Origin of the sequence: Herbiconiux sp. A18JL235 (genome assembly GCF_040939305.1) — a bacterium.
GTDB lineage: Bacteria > Actinomycetota > Actinomycetes > Actinomycetales > Microbacteriaceae > Herbiconiux.
Genome location: NZ_CP162511.1, coordinates 3,169,537 through 3,185,443, shown reverse-complemented (window position 1 = coordinate 3,185,443; position 15,907 = coordinate 3,169,537). Strand labels below are relative to the sequence as shown.

The window sequence follows — 15,907 nt, the reverse complement described above, 5'->3', positions numbered from 1 at the left end:
CACGTCATGTGTTCGTAACGGCGGGGGGCTCATGACCATCGACACCAGTGCGCGCAGCCTCGCCTCCCAGGCCGCCCCGGTCGACCGCTCGTCGCCGCTGCCGGCCTGGGCGCAGGTGCACCGCGACCTTCGGGGGCTCATCGACCAGGGCATGCCGGTGGGCATGCAGCTGCCGACCGAGAACGAGATGGCGTCGATCTACGGCATCAGCCGCATCACCGTGCGCCAGGCCCTGGCCGCCCTCGCCGAAGACGGCTACGTGGAGAGGCGTCAGGGCACCGGTACCTTCGTCGCCGACCGGCCACGGCTCATCCAGCACGACTTCGGGCTGATGACCCCGTGGCGCGACCGCTTCCGCGCCGCAGGAGAAGACGCAGTGTCGATGCACCTGCGCGACCTGCCGGCCGAGCCCGAACCGTACGAACTCACCCGCGAGCTGCCCGTCGAGGAGCGCGAGCTGCCGAGGCTGCACCTCAAACGGCTGCACCTGGTGAACGGGCGCCCGATCGGCATCACCGACTCCTGGCTGGTGGGCCGCTCGGCGGGGCTGCTGGCCGAGCTGCCGTTGATCGAGGGGTCGGTGTCGACGACCCTGGCCTCGGTCGGTGTGCAGGTCGTCGACACCAACCACTTCCTCGAGGTGCGTACCGTCACGTCGGCCGAGGCGCGACTCCTGCAGACGGGCGGGGAGGGAACCCTCTTCGTCGACTGGTCGATCGGGCGCAGCGGCGGCGAGCTCATCGAGACCTCCCGCACCGCGTGGCTCGGTTCGCGCGTGAGGTTCCACTACGCCACCACCGCTCCGTCATGAGCACCGACGGGCCCGGTGACCGGCACCTGGGTCGTGCTGCGGGCCAGCCGGGTGCAGCGGACTGGGCCCGTGGCGCGGTCGCGGTCGTCACCGGCGGAACCTCGGGCATCGGGCGGGCGACGGCGCAGGCCTTCGCCGCGGCGGGGGCGGCGGTCGTCGTGGCCGGGCGGCGCAGCCGGGAGGGGGCCGAGGTCGTCGACGAGCTCACTGCCCGAGGCGCCGAAGCGCTCTTCGTGCCTACCGACGTGGCGGAGGAGACGCAGTGCGCCCGCCTCGTGGCCACGACCCTCGAGCGCTTCGGGCGCCTCGACATCGCCTGCAACGCCGCGGGGCGCAGCAGCGCGAGCGGGGGCCGGGGCCGTGTCGACACACCGGATGCGCCGGTCGAGCTGTGGGACGAGGTGATGACGGTCGACGCCCGGGGCACCTGGCTCGCCATGAAGCATCAGCTGCGGCCGATGGTCGAGCAGGGGTCGGGAGTGATCGTGAACGTCGCGTCGGTGGCGGGGCTCGTGGGAATCCCGGGTTCCTCGGCGTACGTCGCCGCCAAGCACGCGGTCGTCGGCATGACCAAGGCCGCGGCGCTCGAGGTGGCCGCGCTCGGCGTGCGCGTCAACGCGGTGTGTCCCGGGCCGGTGCATACCCCGATGCTCGACGAGCTCTTCGCCGCGCAGCCCGAGCGGCGCGAGGCCTACCGGCTGGCCACGCCGCTGCAGCGCCCCGCCGAGCCTGCCGAGGTCGCCGCGGCGATCGTCTCCCTCAGCTCGCCCGCCGGCAGCTACCTCACGGGCGCCGCCATCCCGATCGACGGCGGCTGGACGGCCCGCTGAGCGCGAGGCGGGCGGGCGGGCCGCGCGTGCCGTGCCGCCCGCCCCAGCCGGATCGCCGCGCCGCCGCCCGCCCGCCGCGGCCGCCCGCCGCGGCCGCCCGCCGTGGCCGCCGGCCGCCCGCCCGCACCCCTCACCCCACGACGGCGTCCAGCCACTCCAAGGGCCGCCCCTCGAACGCCCCCACCGCCGCGGCCCCCGACTCGAAGAACAGCGCGATCGTCACCGCCCCCGGGTCGAGCACTCCGCGCGCGAGCTCGCCCACGTAGCTGGCCCGCCCCCGCGAGGCGACGAGGTCGGCTGTCGACTCCGCACCCGCCCGGGCCGCCACCGCGGCGGCACCCAGGGCAGCCGCGAGTGAACCGCCCTGTCCCGCGGTCTCGCCGAGCGCATCCGTCGCCGGCGACAGCGCGTCGATCATGGTGTTGTCGCCGACCTTCGCCCCGCCGAGCTTCTGGATGGTGGCGAGCCCCGTCGCCACCCCGGCCGCCAGCTCGGTCGCCGACGCTCCGGCGGGCGAGCCCGAGCGCGAGATGTCGCGCAACCACATGCCGAACAGCGGCCCGCTCGTGCCGCCCGTGGCGAGGAAGCCGCGCGAGGTCGCCCCGAACACGGTGGCGAAGCTCGCGATCTCGCGGTCGGGCAGCTTGTCGGTGGCGCGCCGCAGCGCGGAGGCGATGTTCGTGCCGAAGTCGCCGTCGCCGGCGAGGCGGTCGAGTTCGGTGAGCCGCTCCTGCGCGGTCGCGAAGTCGGTGGCGAAGCGGGTGATCCAGTCGAAGGCGAGGTGCCCGGTGACGAGGTCGGTGTTGAGGTCGGTGCTCATGGGGTTCCTTACCAGGTGAGGTTGGGGGTGCGGACGGGGGCGTCCCAGAGACGAACGAGTTCGTCGTCGGCGACGGTGAAGGTGACGGATGCGCCGTGCATGTCGAGCGAGGTCACGTACGAGCCGACGAGCGAGCGGGCGACGCCCACCCCGCGCCCCTCGAGCAGCCGGTGCACCTGGCGGGCCATGATCGACAGCTCGAGCGGATACGCTCCGCCCAAGCCGTTCACGATCGCGATCACCGACTGGCCGCGCCGTAGCTCGAGGCTGTCGGCGAGCGGCGTGACGAGCTGTTCGACCAGCTCGTCGGCTGTGGCGAACGGGATGCGCGAGGTGCCGCGCTCGCCGTGGATGCCCACCCCGAACTCCACCTCGTCGGCGGCGAGCTCGAACGCCGCCCGCGACTCGCCGGGGTGCGTGCAGGCGTCGAGTGCGAGCGCGAGGCTGCGCGAGCGGGCGACGACGTCGCGGCCCGCCGCGGCGACGGTGGCGAGGTCGGCGCCCTGCTCGGCGAGGGCGCCGAGCACCTTCTCCACCGTGACGACGGCTGCCGTGCCGCGGCGGCCCGGTCCGTCGCCGGCGCCGTCGGAGGCGAGGTCGTCGTCGACGATCACGGCCTCCATCGCGATGCCGTCGTCGCTCACCAACTCGGCGGCGATCTCGAAGTTGAGCACGTCGCCGGTGTAGTTCTTCACGATGTGCACCACGCCCGCGCCGCTGTCGGCGAGGCGGGTGCCGGCCTGCACCTGCTCGGAGGTGGGGCTCGCGAACACGGCACCGCAGACGGCGGCATCGAGCATCCCGGTGCCGACGAAGCCGGCGTGCAGCGGCTCGTGCCCCGAGCCTCCGCCCGAGACCAGCCCGACCTTGCCGGAGGCGGGCACGGCCCGCGAGATGACGTTGGCCTCGGCGTCGAAGGCGAGCAGGGCCGGGTGGGTGAGCTGCAGCCCTTCGAGGGCCTCGGCGATCACGTCGTCGGGCCGGTTGACGAACTGGCGGCGGATGGTGGACATGGGTGCTCCTGTCAGTGCGGTGGTGTGGTGGTGGGTGAGGGTGGTGTGAAGGGTGAGGGCCTCGAAGAGGAGGGACGCCGAGGCGGCGCCGGGGTCGAGGTGATCGGCGCTGCGGGCGCCGAGGTAACTGGCCCGGCCCTTGCGGGCGGCCAGCGGGCGGGTGCTCTCGCGGCCGGCGACTGCGGCGCGCGCCGCGCCCCGCAGTATTTGCTCCAGCGGCAGGCCGTGACCCGCGTCGGCCGTGCGGCTCGCCCCCGCCCCCGCCCCCGCGACGAGCGCGGCGACCCCCGGCGCCAGCGCGTCGACCATGGTCTTGTCGCCGACCTCGGCGCGGCCCAGCGCGACGACGGATGCGAGCCCCGCCTCGAACGCCGCCGCCAGGTCCCCGGCGCTCAGGGCGGTCTCCGCGCCGACCCGCTCGCCCATGGCCCGGAACATCGAGCCGAGCAGGGCACCGCTCGCCCCGCCCACGGTGGCGAGCAGGATCATCCCGCAGCGCTGGAGCAGCTCACCCGCGTCGACCGGCGCATCCTGGTGCAGGCTCCGCCGGAGGGTGGCGGTGCCGCGGGTGAGGTTGACGCCGTGGTCGGCGTCTCCGATCGCGGAGTCGAGTTCGGTGAGCCAGCCCACGTTCGAGCCGCAGAGCTCGTCGAACCGGTCGACCCAGGCGACGAGCTCGGCGACGGCGAGGGTCTCGCCGACCGGGCGCTCCTCGTCAGCGGGCACGAGCATCCTCTTCTTCGAGTGCCTCGGTGAGGGTCGTGCGGTCGGCGCGGGTGCGGGAGACGAGCCCGAACAGCAGCCCGGCGGCGATGCCGGCGGTGATCTCGGCGATGACGTAGACCGGCCACTGCTCCCACTGCACGGTTCCGCCGAGCAACTGCTGCACGAGCATGGGGCCTGTGGTGCGGGCAGGGTTGATGGAGGCGCCGGTGGCGGGCGCGACGGGGATGATCGCGGCGAAGACGACGAGACCGATGACGATGCCGGCGAAACCGGGCGCCGCCTTGCGGTGGATGACGCCGAACACCGTGAACACGAGGATGAACGTGCCGAGGAACTCGGCGGTGAACGCCTGCCACACCGGGATGTCTCCGTAGGCGGCGACGCCGAGCCCGAGGTCGCTGGCCTGCTGGCCGAGGGCGCCGACGATCGCGAAGGCGCCTGCGGTCGCGCCGAGCACCTGGGCCAGCAGGTAGCCCGGCACGTCCTTCCAGGCGAACTTGCCGCTCACCGCGAGGGCGAGGGTGACCGCCGGGTTGATGTGGTTGCCCGAGATGTATCCGAAGACGTAGACGGTGGCGATGACGACCGTGGCGAAGGCGAGCGAGATGAAGCCGAGGCTCGCCATCGTGAACGGGGCGTCACCGTTCACGATGAGGGCGGCGGGCACCGAGCCGACCCCGATGAACACGAGGAAGGCGGTGCCGAGGAACTCGGCGGTCAGGCGTTGCCAGGTTCGGTTGTCGTCCATGTGACTGTTCTCCTTTGAACGGATGCGAGAGCGGATGCGCATTCGATATTGTCGAATTGCATTCGGTAATATCGAATAATGCACGGTTGCTCGAATCGTGTCAACAAGTCCGCGAGAATGGGTGCGGCACGCGCAGCGGCGGGCGAGTAGGAGAACGAGTGATCCAATCGATCGACCGGGCGGCGAAGATCCTGTCGCTGCTGCAGGGTGCGCGCCGGCTCGGCATCACCGAGCTCGGAGCTGCGCTCGAGCTGCCGCCGTCGACGGTGCACGGCATCGTGAAGTCGTTGCAGGCGCACGGTCTCGTCGCGCAGGAGCGCGGTGGCAATCGCTACATGCTCGGCCCTGCGCTGGTGAAGCTGTCGAGCGTGTACCTCGACACGCTCGACGTGCGGGCGCGGTCGATCCGCTGGATGCACGACCTCTCCAGCGAGACCGGTTACGCCACGAGGCTCGGTGTCGAGCTGTTCGGCGAGGTTCTCGTCATCCACCACGACCGCCGACCCGACGGTTCGGAGCAGATGCCCGAAACCGGCCTCACGCTTCCGAGCCACGCGTCAGCCCTCGGCAAGGTGCTCCTGGCGTTCGACGCCGACCACCGGCGCGAGGCGCTCGACCGCCCCCTGCGCACCCTCACCGGCTCCACCACGACCGACCCGGCCGATCTCGAAGCCGAATTCGAGCGGGTGCGTCGCGACTCGCTCGGCTACGAGCTCGAGGAGGCCGTCATCGGCGAGAACTCCGTCGCGGCTCCCGTGTACGACGCCGGCGGTGCGGCTGTCGCCGCCCTCGCCCTCGTCGTCCCCTCCGCCGAATGGCCTCCCCCCGCCGCCGCCCTGACCGCCCTCACCGACGCCGCCCGCTCCATCTCCCGCGACCTCGGCGCCCCCCTCCGCTGACCCGCCCGCCGCTGCCGCGACCCGGGCGGTGCTGGCGCGGGCAGGCGCGACCGGGGCTAGCGGGCGCGGAGGCCGTCGAGGAGGAGGCGGACCATGGGGTTGGGGGTGCCGTCGGGGGAGGGGGTGCGGTGGCTGAGGTCGCCGACGGCCTGGAGGAGTTCGAGGGGGTCGATGCCCGGGCGCACCTCGCCGGCGGCGACGGCGGCGTCGAGGAGGGAGCCGATGGCGGGGCCGAGCTTGCCCATGAGTTGTTCCGGCAGGGTGTCGTAGGCCGGGTCGCCTGAGCGAAGGGCTGCCGAGAGGCCCTGCTTCGTGGCGACGAAGCGGGTGAAGCGGGTGATCCAGAGGTCGAGGGCCTCGCCGGGCGGATGCTGCGCCAGCAACTCCTGCGCCTCGGCCGCGGTGGCGTCGATCTCGGTGGTGAAGACGGCCGCGACGAGTTCGGCGCGGTTCGGGAAATGTCGGTAGAGCGTGCCGACGCCCACCCCCGCCTCGGTGGCGATCTCGCGAGCCGGAGCATCAACGCCCGACCGCGCGAACACGGTGCGCGCTGCCGTCAGAAGTGCGTCGAGATTCTGGCGAGCGTCGGCCCTGAGGCTGCGCGGCGCGGGGTCGGATGCGGTGGCGGAAGCACCGGAGACGGCAGGCATGACTGACCCCTTGCTAATCGGAACAACGTTCCGTATAGTCGACGACATGAGCGGAACAGTGTTCCGCATCCGAGTCTAGAGGAGAACCCCATGCAGTATCGACCCCTCGGCCGCACCGGCATCAAGGTCACGCCCTACGCCCTCGGCGCCATGATGCTCGGCTCGTTCGGCAACCCCGACAGGCAAGAGGGCGTACGCATCATCCACCGCGCGCTCGACGCCGGCATCAACTTCATCGACACGGCCGACCGCTACGGCGACTCGGAGGAGGTCGTCGGCGAAGCCCTCGTCGGCCGCCGCGACGAGGTGGTGCTCGCCACCAAGTTCTGGGGCCCGGTCGACGACGACGTGAACCACCGCGGCGCCTCCCGCCGCTGGATCATGCAGGCCGTCGAACGCTCCCTGCGCAACCTGCGCACCGACCACATCGACCTCTACCAGCTGCACCGCCCCGACCCCGAGACCGACATCGACGAGACCCTCTCGGCCCTCACCGACCTGGTGCGCCAGGGCAAGGTGCGGGCCATCGGCACCTCCTCGATGCGCGGCTCCGAAATCGTCGAGGCCCAGTGGGTCTCCGAGCGCCGCGGGTTCGAGCGGTTCCGCACCGAGCAGCCGAACTACTCCCTCCTCGATCGCGAGATCGAACGCGAGATCCTTCCCGTCGCCGAGCGCTACGGGATGGGCACCCTCGTCTACAGCCCGCTCGCCGGCGGAGCGCTCACGGGCAAGTACCGCGCGGGTCAGGCGAACGAGAACTTCCGCGCCGGCACCGGCATGCGCCACTTCCGCGACGAGCGCCGGCTCGCCGCCATCGAGCAGCTCGTCGCTCTCGCCGACGAGGTGGGCATTCCGCTGACGCACCTGGCGATGGCCTTCGTCATCGCGCATCCGGGTGTCACCTCGGCGATCGCCGGGCCGCGCACCATGGAGCAGCTCGACGACACCCTGGCGGGCGCCGAGGTCGTGCTGAGCGATGAGATCCTCGACCGCATCGACGCCATCGTGCCGCCCGGCGAGAGCATCGGCGCGATGGACATGGTCTACCGGGGGCCCGAGGTGACGGATGCCTCCCTCCGCCGCCGCGCGGAGGGCACGCGTTCCGCTGCATGACCAGCGGGCAACCCCGACGATTCATGCTCTTCACAAATTCGTGAATCGGGCCTAGAGTGCCGCCATGGACGTCATCGAGACGAACGGATTGACCAAGCGCTTCGGCGCCACGACGGCTCTCGCCGGCCTCGACCTCACCGTCGGGGCCGGTGAGGTGCACGGCTTCCTCGGCCCCAACGGAGCGGGCAAGACCACGACCATCCGCATCCTGCTCGGTCTCGCACGCCGCACGAGCGGGGAGGTCGCGGTGTTCGGCGGCGACCCGTGGCGGGAGGCGGCCCGTCTCCACCGGCGCATCGCCTCGGTGCCGGGCGACGTGAGCGTATGGCCGAACCTCTCGGGCGGCGAGGCGATCGACGTGCTCGCTCGCCTGCGCGGTGTGCGCAGGGGCGACCCCGAGTACGCCCGCTGCAAGGCCCGCCTGCTCGACGCCTTCCAGCTCGACCCGCGCAAGAAGGGCCGCGCCTACTCGAAGGGCAACCGTCAGAAGGTCGCCCTGGTCGCCGCCTTCGCGGTTCCCGCCGAGCTCTACATCCTCGACGAGCCGACGAGCGGGCTCGACCCCCTGATGGAGGTCGTGTTCCGCGACGAGGTGGCGCGCGTGCGGTCGGAGGGGGCCGCGGTGCTGCTGTCGAGCCACATCCTCTCCGAGGTGGAGCTGCTCTGCGACCGCGTCTCGATCATCCGCGCCGGCACGATCGTCGAGACCGGCACCCTCGGCGAACTGCGCCACCTCACCCGCACCGAGGTGTCGTTCGAGGCGCACGACGCGGCCGAGGCCGGAGCGCTCCCGGGGGCGCACGACGTGTCGTTCGCCAACGGGCGGGCCCGCTTCACTGTCGATTCGGATGCGCTGGCCGGCCTCCTCCCTGAGCTCGGCTACCGGGGGGTGCAGGGCCTCCGCATCGAGCCGCCGAGCCTCGAAGAGCTGTTCCTGCGGCACTACGGCGACCGAACCACCGAGATGCCGGGCGTCGAGGTGCCGGGCGGAGACGACGCCACCGACGCCCCCGCTCGTCATGCAGCCCCCGGCGGAGCCGCGAGATGATCACCCTGCTCGCCCTCCGCCTCCGCCGCGACGCCGTCCAGCTCGCGCTGTGGATCGTGGGCGCCGCCGGGCTCGCCCTGCTGAGCGTCGGCGGCATCGCCTCGAGCTACGGCACCGAGCAGAACCGCGCCGACCTCCTCGCCACCGCCATCGCGAACCCCGTGGTGCTCCTGTTCCGCGGCCTCCCCTCGGGCGCCGGCGAGGGGGCGTTCGCCGCGTTCCTCATCCTCCCCTTCATCGCCCTGCTCGCCGCGTTCATGAGCGTGTTCCTCGCCGTGCGCCACACCCGCGCCGATGAGGAGGCGGGCCGCGCAGAGCTCCTCGGCGTCACCCGGGCCGGGCGCCTGCTGCCCCTCGCCGCCACCGCCGTGCACGGCCTGCTCGCGAACGTCGTGCTCGCCGCGCTGGTAGCGGTCTCGCTCGTCGCGACCGGGCTCCCGGTGGGTGGTTCGCTCATGACGGGTGCCGCATCCGGAGCCGTCGGCCTCGTCTTCCTCGGTGTCGGTCTCGTCGCCGCGCAGGTGCTGCCCACCCCGCGCGCCGCGAACGCGGCGGCGGTGTGGGTGCTGATGACGACGTTCGTGCTCGCCGGGTTGGGCAACGCACTCGGCGCGCCGAGCGCCGACCTGCAGAGCGTCGAGAGCTCGGGGCTCACCTGGGTGTCGCCGTTCGGCTGGGCCGAGAACACCCGACCCTTCGCCGACGACAGCGGGCTGCCGGTGCTTCTGTGCCTCGCCGTCGGAGTCGCCCTCGGGGCGATCGCGGCAGCGCTGCAGGCCCGGCGCGACGTCGGCGCCTCGCTCGTGCCCGAGCGCCGCGGCAGCAGCGACGCCGGGACCCTGCTCGCCACACCCACCGCCCTCGTCTGGCGGCTCACCTGGCCCGCCGTCGTGGGCTGGGCGGTCGGCGGGCTCCTCACCGGGCTGCTCGCCACCACCCTCTCCGGCGTGCTCCAGCAAGCCGCCTCCCAGCTCCCCTCGGTGCAGGCGGTCATCGACGCGCTGAGCGCGGGCGGATCGCTCGCACAGGGTGCCGTGGTGATCTTCTTCACCATGCTCGGCATCCTCGCCGCGTGCTGCGCGGTGCAGGTCGTGAGCCGCGCGCGGCACGAGGAGGCGCACGGCACGGCCGAGCCGGTGCTCGCGGCGGCGGTGACCCGGATGCAGTGGCTGGCCGGTTACGTCGTCGTCGCGATGGTCGGCATCCTGGCCGTCATCACCGCCGCGGTCGCCGGGGCGGCCCTGGGGCTCGCCGGGCAGAGCGACCCCGACTGGTCGCTGATGGGCGACGTGCTCGTCACGGCGGGTGGACAGATGGCGGCAGCATCCGTCTTCCTCGTGCTCACGGCCCTCCTGCTCGTGCTGGCGCCGCGGCTCACCGTGCCGGTCGGCTGGGCGCTGGTGCTCGTGGGGGCGGTGCTCGGCCTCTTCGGCGGATTGTTCGGCTTTCCCGAGTGGCTGGTCGACCTCTCGCCCGTCGCCGTCAGCCCCACCGTCGGTGCCGACGGCGTCGAGCTGCGCGGCCTAGGCTGGCTGGTGGTCGCCGCGCTCGCCGGGGGTGCGGCCTCGTTCGCCCTGATGCGGCGCCGCGAATCGGCCCCGGGGGAGTGAGGTGAGCGGAATGCGCCACCCCGCCGTGCGCGTCGCCGACCAGGCCGCCGCCATGCTCACCGCCGCCGGTCTGCCGCGGATGCCCGCGCGCACGCTGATGGCCCTCGTCGCCTCGCCCGACGAGGGGTACACCGCCGCCCAGCTGGCCGAGCGGCTCGGCGTCTCACCGGCCGCCATCTCGGGTGCGGTGCGGTATCTCACGTCGCTGCGCATGATCGAGAAGGTGTCGCGGCCGGGGGAGCGCCTCGCGCGCTACGAGATGGTCGACGACGGCTGGCACGCCATGGTGGTCGCGAACGCGCCGCTCTACGGGCGGCTCGCCGACGCGATCGACGAGATCGCCGACGAGAACGCCGACGCGCAGCACTCGGTGGCGCGGGCGCGGGAGGTCGCGGGGTTCCTGCGGTTCCTGCAGACACGGATGCCCGAGCTGGTCGAGGAGTGGTGGCGCAGCCGGGAGGGGTGAGGGGGGCCGGCCGGTGCGCCCGGCGCGGCTCGCGCCACTGGGGCTACTCGCGGGTGAGGCCCCGCGGCGACCGGGGGTAGGGGCCCTCCGCGAGGCGGTGGCGGGCGACCCCGTCGAGTCGCGACAGGATGAGGTCGCGCCGACCGTGCATCCACTCGGGGGTGCAGGCGTCCCATTCCTCGGCCGGGGGAACGTAGAGCACGGGCGGTTCGACGCCCCACCCGGCGTCGAAGAGGAACCCGCACGAGCCCTCCCAGTAATAGACCTCCTCCTTCCACTTCACCTCGACCTCGAAGTCGTCGTCACGCATGGTCGTCCTCCTTCGTTCGCTAGTGTCGGTGCCGGGCCCTGTGGGAGGGTGCCGACGATCCGAGGGGGATGGGATGAGCGGGTTCAGCGAGCAGGAGCTGGTGGCCGAGGCACGGGCCGCGTTGAGCGCGGCCGGTGAACCCGACGGGGAGGTGCTGGCCGCGGGGGTGTTCGGGCTCGCCGATCTCGTGTTCGCGGAGGCGCTCGGCCTGGCCGCGGGCTCCGTGGTCGGGAGCGGTGACGGAGATTCCGGGGCCTTGGGCGCCGGCCTGGGCGCTGCGCTCGGCGGTCTCGCCGCCACGAAGGCGGCGGCCGAGGCGCAAGGCGTGACCGTGCAGCTGCTCGTCGCCGTCACCGATGACACGATCCACGTGCTCAACCGCGACACCGGCGGCCGTCTGCGCACCGAGGTCGCTTCGTTCCCGCGCGCCACCACTCGGGCAACGGTCGAGAAGGTCGGCCTCAGCCGTCACCTCACGCTCACCGATTCTGCGACCGGCACGAGCATCCGCCTCCACGGATCGACCGCGTGGATCTCGGCCCAGGCGCAGGGCGACAAACTCGTGCTCGAGCTGCTGGCCGACTGACTCCGCCCCGGGTCGTCGGTCACGCACGTAACGGCCAGGGTGCCCAGCGCTCGGCGCCGATGCCTGCGTTTGCGCCTGCGCCTGCGTCTGCGCCTGCGCCTGCGCCGAGCCGCGCTCGCGCCGCGCGCACACGCTCGGCGGGCAGCTCGCCGGCCGGCACCCGCCCTGAACTCGAGCCGTTCGAGAACTCGAGCGCGTACTCCACCCACGGCTCCGGCCCGACGCCGACACTCTCCCGGTAGCGCCCCTCGGCCACCGCGAGCACGGTCTCCTCGAGCTGATCGGCTTCCGCCTCCCAGGTCGAGTCGCAGGCATCGCAGCCGCACACCGGGAACGCGAACTCGTGCAGCAGCCCGGCCCGCGCGAACACCCCGGGGTACGCGGTGAACACGATCGTCAGCGGGGCAGCCGCCGGGTCGACCGGCCGCAGCTGGACGGCCCGCGCCGCCTCGCCCTTCGGCCGTCGAAGCTCGGGCCCGGTCTCGACCGCCTCCGTCACCTCGATGTCGTAGGTGTCGCGCAGGTGCTCGATCAATCCCTCGGCCACGGTGTGCAAGGGCTCGAACCGCTCCGGATGCGCATCCACCGAATAGCTCTCCTCCGGTGGCGAGCCCGGCCACCGTCGCCCGTGCTCGATCACCTGGCCCTCCTCGTCGACGATGACGGGCGGCTCGATCGGCGGCCTCGCATATGCGCTCATTCCGCCATCATCCCCGCACCGGCCGCGCGTGGCGACCACCCGGCGGCGACGCCTGTTCTGTACACATGTCCAGAACAGGCGTATCGTCGACGACATGACCGCCGCATCCGGAGCGAACGAGGAGCTTCGCCGCACGCTTCGCGACTCGCCCGACCCACGGGTCGCCCGCACGCGCACGGCGATCGCCGCGGCCGTGCACGCACTCTCCGACGCCGGCGAGGTCTTGAGCGTCGCGGCGATCGTGCGCACCGCCGGCATCAGCCGTGCGAGCTTCTACGCCCATTACGCCGATCTCGACGAACTGGCGAACGGCCTCCGCCGCGACGCGTTCCTCACCATCGCCGACCTCTACCAGCACGACGATCGCCCCGACGCGATGCGCACCTCCCAAGACCGCTTGGTCGCCCATTTCGCCGGCAACCGGGCCCTGTACGCCGCAGCAGGGGCGCTGCCCACGACGAAGGAGGGGTACCTCGCCGGCGTGCGGGCGATGGCGGCGGTGATCGAGGAGGCCCTGGCCGGGCATCCGTCACGCCCCTCCGACCTCGACCCCGAGGCGACCGCGCGTTACATCTCGGGCGCCGCCTACGGGCTGCTCGACGCCTGGATCACGGGCGAGATCGCCCTCAGCGAGGAGCGTCTCGCCGACCACCTGACGCGCCTGCTCCCGAGCTGGTTCAGCGGCGTTCGCTGAGCTGCACCCGAAGAAAGGACCCATCATGAAGGCAACACTGGTGCGCGAGATCGGCGCGGGCTTCGTCACCGAAGACGTCGTGCTCGCCGACCCGATCGGCCGGGAGGTGCTCGTCGACGTCAAGGCGTCGGGGCTCTGCCACACCGACCTCACCTTCTCCCGCAACGAGATGGGCACTCCGCTGCCCATGCTCCTCGGCCACGAGGTCGCGGGCGTCGTCGCCGCGGTCGGCCCCGGGGTCACCGAGCTCGCCGTCGGCGACCACGTCGTCGGATGCCTCGTGCAGTCGTGCGGCAAGTGCGAGGCCTGCCTCACCGGGCGCACCTTCCAGTGCGAGCATCCTGAGGCGACGCTCCGCACGGGCGACGAGCCGGCTCGCGTCACCGACGCGCACGGGCACCGGGTGGAGCAGGTGTTCGGTCTCGGCGGCTTCGCGCAGCAGGCGCTCATCCACGAGAACCAGCTGGTGAAGGTCTCCGACGCGATCCCGTTCCCGCAGGCGGCGTTGCTCGGCTGCGGCGTGGTCACCGGGGCCGGTGCCGTCATCAACACGGCGAACACGCAGGCGGGCGACGCCGTCGTCATCGTCGGTGCCGGGGGAGTCGGGCTCAACGCCATCAACGGCGCGGTCGTGGCCGGCGCGACCACGATCATCGCCGTCGACGTGGCCGACGACAAGCTCGAGAAGGCCCGCCGTTTCGGTGCGACCCACACCATCAACTCGACGACGACGGATGCGGTGGCCGAGGTCATGGCCATCACCGGTCGCGGGGCGGATGCGGCGTTCGACTTCGTGGGCATCCCCGCGGTCACCGCCTCGGCGCTCGAGATGCTGCGCCCGGGAGGCGGCCTGTACCTCATCGGCATCATCGACCCGACGGCCACGATGCCGCTGCTGACGATCGGACTCATCGGCACGCAGAAGCGCATCCAGGGTGTGTACATGGGCTCGACCACGCCGAAGCACGACATCCCGCTGTACGCCGACCTCTACCTGCAGGGCCGCTTCAACCTCGACGACCTCATGTCGCGGGAGATCGCCCTCGACGGCGTCGAGGCCGGCTACGAGTTGTTGCATGAGCCCGACGTCACCCGCGTCGTGATCACCTCGGGTCTCGGCTAGCCGCTCCGCGTCGCCGGCCGCCAGCCATCAGCGGTCTCGCGCCTCGGCCTCGCCCACGATGTCGCGCGCCCAGGCGATGAGGTCAGATGCGTCACTCGCGCTGATCGCGTCGGTGCCGTACTGCACCGGTGTCTTCCGCGTGAGGAGTCGCCTGAGGCTGTTGGCCGCCTTGGTCGAGGGATGCGTAGCTCGCCGGAGAAGGGTCACCGCCTGAGCGTGATCGTCGCCCGAACTCCGCTCGCCCAGGACGAGCCCGCAGATCGCGTCGGCTGCCGCGACACCGGCGAGGATCGCGTTCGATCCCGCCACCTTGTTCTCGGCCGAGGCCCCCAGGTCGAGGAGTTCGGCGGCCGCGAGGTAGAGCCGCGCCTCGTTCAGTCGGGCGCGGGCGCCGGGTGTGTCGAGCCGAACAGTTCTGTACTTAGGCACAGGCGGATTCCCCGTCGCCCAGTTGATCGAGGAGTCGCCCGAACGGTGGGCCGACCACCGTGACGGCTTCACCACGAATGGACAGGGCGACCGGCTCGCCTCGCTCGAGTGCCTCTCGCAGCTCGGATCGCGTTGCGCTGTAGACGTGGCCGACGTTGCCGGTCCAGGTGGTGATCGCCTCGCCGATGTCCGACGCGATATCCAGGATGGCGTCGTGCGGACTCTCGTCGGGGTGGACGACGAGGACGTCGACGTCGGAGTCGGGGCCGGCCGTGCGGCGTGCGAAGGAACCGTAGAGATACGCCGCGACCTCGCCATGCTCGGTCAGTCGTGCCTGAAGCCGATCGATGATCGTCTGACGAGCATCCACTGCCGCTTGCACGGCGGGCCAGAGCACATGATCGCGGTTGCCGCGCCAGAAGCTGTAGTTGCCGTGCTGGGTCGTCGTGACGAGTCCCGTCTCGCTGAGGCGGGCGAGAGCCTTGCGCACGCCGTAGGCCGAGCCGGAATCGACGAGGCGGTGAACCTGCGACGCTCCGAACTCGGTGTCGGCACCGGCGAGCACGCGGAGCACCTCGGCCTCGACCGGGGAGGCGATGGTACGCAGCGGTGATTCGAGATCCACTCGATCATTATGCAACTCCAGTTGCAGTACTTCAACTGAAGTTGCGTTAGTTGGATAGAGCCTCTGCGGTCCTTGGGCCGCATCGTTGCGTCGACAGGTGGTGGCGCTCCAGTCTTGGTGAGTGACGACGCGCATCCGGCCCTGGGCCGACGACGACTTCGCGTTGTTGAGGCGGGCGAACGAGCCGGGGATGACCGAGTATCTCGGCGGGCCCGAGTCGGAGGAGAAGGTGCGCGAGCGGCACGAGAAGTACCTCCGCTTCGTGCGGCTCGACACCGCCGGCATCTTCGCGATCGAGCTCGACGGGGTCGCGGTCGGCGGCGTCAACTGGTGGCAGTCGGAGTGGAACGGCGAAGACACCCTCGAGACGGGCTGGTTCGTCGTTCCCGAGGCGCAGGGGCGCGGTGTCGCCGCCGCCGGGGTCGCTCTCGCGCTCGACGACGCGCGGCAGCGGTCGGAGCGCCGCCGCATCCTCGCCTTCCCCGCGACCGCGAACCTGCCGTCCAACCGCCTCTGCGCGCGCCTCGGCTTCGAGCGCATCGGAGAGAGCGAGCTGCCCTACCGCGACACCGTGCTGCAGATGGCCGTCTGGTCGCTGAACCTGGACGCACCGGGATCCGCGCCGACTTTGTGACACTTCGGCTCCGCGCCGCGTCCTGTCTGTGACCGCCACGGCGGCGGCGACGGATGCAGGAAAGCGAGGCGC

Annotated in this window: 19 protein-coding genes; 11 read left to right on the top strand and 8 right to left on the bottom strand. The window is 72.1% G+C overall.

What is annotated here, in order from left to right; translation table 11 throughout:
- The first annotated feature begins 31 nt into the window (after positions 1 to 31).
- Positions 32 to 811, top strand: a complete 780-nt coding sequence (locus ABFY20_RS14910; protein ID WP_368497019.1) for a GntR family transcriptional regulator — start codon at positions 32 to 34, stop codon at positions 809 to 811.
- Positions 808 to 1,641 carry an SDR family oxidoreductase gene (locus tag ABFY20_RS14905; RefSeq protein WP_368497017.1) on the top strand — a complete coding sequence of 278 codons (834 nt, stop codon included), beginning with the start codon at positions 808 to 810 and terminating at the stop codon, positions 1,639 to 1,641. The genes ABFY20_RS14910 and ABFY20_RS14905 overlap by 4 nt, the downstream gene beginning before the upstream one ends.
- Positions 1,642 to 1,771: 130 nt before the next feature.
- Here the strand turns inward: ABFY20_RS14905 and ABFY20_RS14900 are convergent, their stop codons facing one another.
- Genes ABFY20_RS14900 through ABFY20_RS14890 form a run of 3 tightly spaced genes read right to left on the bottom strand, consistent with a single transcriptional unit; the run spans position 1,772 to position 4,948 of the window.
- A complete protein-coding gene (locus ABFY20_RS14900; RefSeq protein WP_368497016.1) occupies positions 1,772 to 2,461 on the bottom strand; it encodes a DAK2 domain-containing protein in 690 nt (229 codons plus the stop codon).
- An 8-nt stretch (positions 2,462 to 2,469) separates the two neighbouring features.
- Positions 2,470 to 4,200: a dihydroxyacetone kinase subunit DhaL gene (dhaL, locus tag ABFY20_RS14895; protein WP_368497015.1), complete on the bottom strand. Its 1,731-nt coding sequence runs from the start codon at positions 4,198 to 4,200 to the stop codon at positions 2,470 to 2,472.
- On the bottom strand, positions 4,190 to 4,948 hold the full coding sequence (locus tag ABFY20_RS14890; RefSeq protein ID WP_368497014.1) for an MIP/aquaporin family protein: 759 nt from the start codon (positions 4,946 to 4,948) through the stop codon (positions 4,190 to 4,192). Before ABFY20_RS14890 ends, dhaL begins: the two co-directional genes overlap by 11 nt.
- Before the next feature lie 158 nt (positions 4,949 to 5,106).
- On the opposite strand from ABFY20_RS14890, the gene ABFY20_RS14885 reads away from it, so the two are divergent.
- Positions 5,107 to 5,847, top strand: coding sequence for an IclR family transcriptional regulator (locus ABFY20_RS14885; protein WP_368497013.1), 741 nt, complete (start codon positions 5,107 to 5,109; stop codon positions 5,845 to 5,847).
- Between the two features lie 56 nt (positions 5,848 to 5,903).
- Here ABFY20_RS14885 and ABFY20_RS14880 read toward each other — a convergent pair whose 3' ends face one another.
- Positions 5,904 to 6,497, bottom strand: a complete 594-nt coding sequence (locus tag ABFY20_RS14880) for a TetR/AcrR family transcriptional regulator (protein ID WP_368497012.1) — start codon at positions 6,495 to 6,497, stop codon at positions 5,904 to 5,906.
- Positions 6,498 to 6,587: 90 nt separating this feature from the next.
- Between ABFY20_RS14880 and ABFY20_RS14875 the strand changes: the two genes are divergently transcribed.
- The 4 genes from ABFY20_RS14875 to ABFY20_RS14860 all read left to right on the top strand — a co-directional run bounded on the left by ABFY20_RS14875 (position 6,588) and on the right by ABFY20_RS14860 (position 10,734).
- On the top strand, positions 6,588 to 7,610 hold the full coding sequence (locus tag ABFY20_RS14875) for an aldo/keto reductase (protein WP_368497011.1): 1,023 nt from the start codon (positions 6,588 to 6,590) through the stop codon (positions 7,608 to 7,610).
- 64 nt (positions 7,611 to 7,674) lie between these two features.
- Positions 7,675 to 8,658: an ATP-binding cassette domain-containing protein gene (locus ABFY20_RS14870; RefSeq protein ID WP_368497010.1), complete on the top strand. Its 984-nt coding sequence runs from the start codon at positions 7,675 to 7,677 to the stop codon at positions 8,656 to 8,658.
- Positions 8,655 to 10,268, top strand: coding sequence for an ABC transporter permease (locus ABFY20_RS14865; protein ID WP_368497009.1), 1,614 nt, complete (start codon positions 8,655 to 8,657; stop codon positions 10,266 to 10,268). The genes ABFY20_RS14870 and ABFY20_RS14865 overlap by 4 nt, the downstream gene beginning before the upstream one ends.
- 10 nt (positions 10,269 to 10,278) lie before the next feature.
- Complete coding sequence (locus tag ABFY20_RS14860) at positions 10,279 to 10,734, top strand: GbsR/MarR family transcriptional regulator (RefSeq protein WP_368497008.1); 456 nt, start codon at positions 10,279 to 10,281, stop codon at positions 10,732 to 10,734.
- A gap of 43 nt (positions 10,735 to 10,777) precedes the next feature.
- Here ABFY20_RS14860 and ABFY20_RS14855 read toward each other — a convergent pair whose 3' ends face one another.
- Positions 10,778 to 11,044: a hypothetical protein gene (locus tag ABFY20_RS14855; protein ID WP_368497007.1), complete on the bottom strand. Its 267-nt coding sequence runs from the start codon at positions 11,042 to 11,044 to the stop codon at positions 10,778 to 10,780.
- 73 nt (positions 11,045 to 11,117) lie between these two features.
- On the opposite strand from ABFY20_RS14855, the gene ABFY20_RS14850 reads away from it, so the two are divergent.
- On the top strand, positions 11,118 to 11,630 hold the full coding sequence (locus ABFY20_RS14850; protein WP_368497006.1) for a hypothetical protein: 513 nt from the start codon (positions 11,118 to 11,120) through the stop codon (positions 11,628 to 11,630).
- 19 nt (positions 11,631 to 11,649) lie between these two features.
- Here ABFY20_RS14850 and ABFY20_RS14845 read toward each other — a convergent pair whose 3' ends face one another.
- Complete coding sequence (locus tag ABFY20_RS14845; protein ID WP_368497005.1) at positions 11,650 to 12,330, bottom strand: DUF6226 family protein; 681 nt, start codon at positions 12,328 to 12,330, stop codon at positions 11,650 to 11,652.
- A 94-nt stretch (positions 12,331 to 12,424) separates the two neighbouring features.
- Between ABFY20_RS14845 and ABFY20_RS14840 the strand changes: the two genes are divergently transcribed.
- Positions 12,425 to 13,024, top strand: coding sequence for a TetR/AcrR family transcriptional regulator (locus tag ABFY20_RS14840; protein WP_368497004.1), 600 nt, complete (start codon positions 12,425 to 12,427; stop codon positions 13,022 to 13,024).
- Between the two features lie 25 nt (positions 13,025 to 13,049).
- Positions 13,050 to 14,147 carry a zinc-binding dehydrogenase gene (locus ABFY20_RS14835; RefSeq protein WP_368497003.1) on the top strand — a complete coding sequence of 366 codons (1,098 nt, stop codon included), beginning with the start codon at positions 13,050 to 13,052 and terminating at the stop codon, positions 14,145 to 14,147.
- Positions 14,148 to 14,174: 27 nt separating this feature from the next.
- On the opposite strand, the gene ABFY20_RS14830 is transcribed toward ABFY20_RS14835, so the two are convergent.
- Both ABFY20_RS14830 and ABFY20_RS14825 read right to left on the bottom strand, forming a co-directional pair.
- Positions 14,175 to 14,576, bottom strand: coding sequence for a DNA-binding protein (locus ABFY20_RS14830; protein WP_368497002.1), 402 nt, complete (start codon positions 14,574 to 14,576; stop codon positions 14,175 to 14,177).
- Positions 14,569 to 15,336, bottom strand: a complete 768-nt coding sequence (locus ABFY20_RS14825) for a nucleotidyltransferase domain-containing protein (protein ID WP_368497001.1) — start codon at positions 15,334 to 15,336, stop codon at positions 14,569 to 14,571. Before ABFY20_RS14825 ends, ABFY20_RS14830 begins: the two co-directional genes overlap by 8 nt.
- Between ABFY20_RS14825 and ABFY20_RS14820 the strand changes: the two genes are divergently transcribed.
- On the top strand, positions 15,323 to 15,835 hold the full coding sequence (locus ABFY20_RS14820) for a GNAT family N-acetyltransferase (RefSeq protein WP_368497000.1): 513 nt from the start codon (positions 15,323 to 15,325) through the stop codon (positions 15,833 to 15,835). The two genes, ABFY20_RS14825 and ABFY20_RS14820, sit on opposite strands and share 14 nt — an antisense overlap.
- The last annotated feature ends 72 nt before the right edge of the window (positions 15,836 to 15,907 follow it).

What these genes read in the sequence shown, in the direction of transcription:
- ABFY20_RS14910 (WP_368497019.1), top strand. Translation starts at nt 32, where the DNA reads ATGACCATCGACACCAGTGCGCGCAGCCTCGCCTCCCAGGCCGCCCCG.
- ABFY20_RS14905 (WP_368497017.1), top strand. Translation starts at nt 808, where the DNA reads ATGAGCACCGACGGGCCCGGTGACCGGCACCTGGGTCGTGCTGCGGGC.
- ABFY20_RS14900 (WP_368497016.1), bottom strand. Translation starts at nt 2,461, where the DNA reads ATGAGCACCGACCTCAACACCGACCTCGTCACCGGGCACCTCGCCTTC.
- ABFY20_RS14890 (WP_368497014.1), bottom strand. Translation starts at nt 4,948, where the DNA reads ATGGACGACAACCGAACCTGGCAACGCCTGACCGCCGAGTTCCTCGGC.
- ABFY20_RS14880 (WP_368497012.1), bottom strand. Translation starts at nt 6,497, where the DNA reads ATGCCTGCCGTCTCCGGTGCTTCCGCCACCGCATCCGACCCCGCGCCG.
- ABFY20_RS14875 (WP_368497011.1), top strand. Translation starts at nt 6,588, where the DNA reads ATGCAGTATCGACCCCTCGGCCGCACCGGCATCAAGGTCACGCCCTAC.
- ABFY20_RS14870 (WP_368497010.1), top strand. Translation starts at nt 7,675, where the DNA reads ATGGACGTCATCGAGACGAACGGATTGACCAAGCGCTTCGGCGCCACG.
- ABFY20_RS14865 (WP_368497009.1), top strand. Translation starts at nt 8,655, where the DNA reads ATGATCACCCTGCTCGCCCTCCGCCTCCGCCGCGACGCCGTCCAGCTC.
- ABFY20_RS14860 (WP_368497008.1), top strand. Translation starts at nt 10,279, where the DNA reads ATGCGCCACCCCGCCGTGCGCGTCGCCGACCAGGCCGCCGCCATGCTC.
- ABFY20_RS14855 (WP_368497007.1), bottom strand. Translation starts at nt 11,044, where the DNA reads ATGCGTGACGACGACTTCGAGGTCGAGGTGAAGTGGAAGGAGGAGGTC.
- ABFY20_RS14850 (WP_368497006.1), top strand. Translation starts at nt 11,118, where the DNA reads ATGAGCGGGTTCAGCGAGCAGGAGCTGGTGGCCGAGGCACGGGCCGCG.
- ABFY20_RS14845 (WP_368497005.1), bottom strand. Translation starts at nt 12,330, where the DNA reads ATGAGCGCATATGCGAGGCCGCCGATCGAGCCGCCCGTCATCGTCGAC.
- ABFY20_RS14840 (WP_368497004.1), top strand. Translation starts at nt 12,425, where the DNA reads ATGACCGCCGCATCCGGAGCGAACGAGGAGCTTCGCCGCACGCTTCGC.
- ABFY20_RS14835 (WP_368497003.1), top strand. Translation starts at nt 13,050, where the DNA reads ATGAAGGCAACACTGGTGCGCGAGATCGGCGCGGGCTTCGTCACCGAA.
- ABFY20_RS14825 (WP_368497001.1), bottom strand. Translation starts at nt 15,336, where the DNA reads ATGCGCGTCGTCACTCACCAAGACTGGAGCGCCACCACCTGTCGACGC.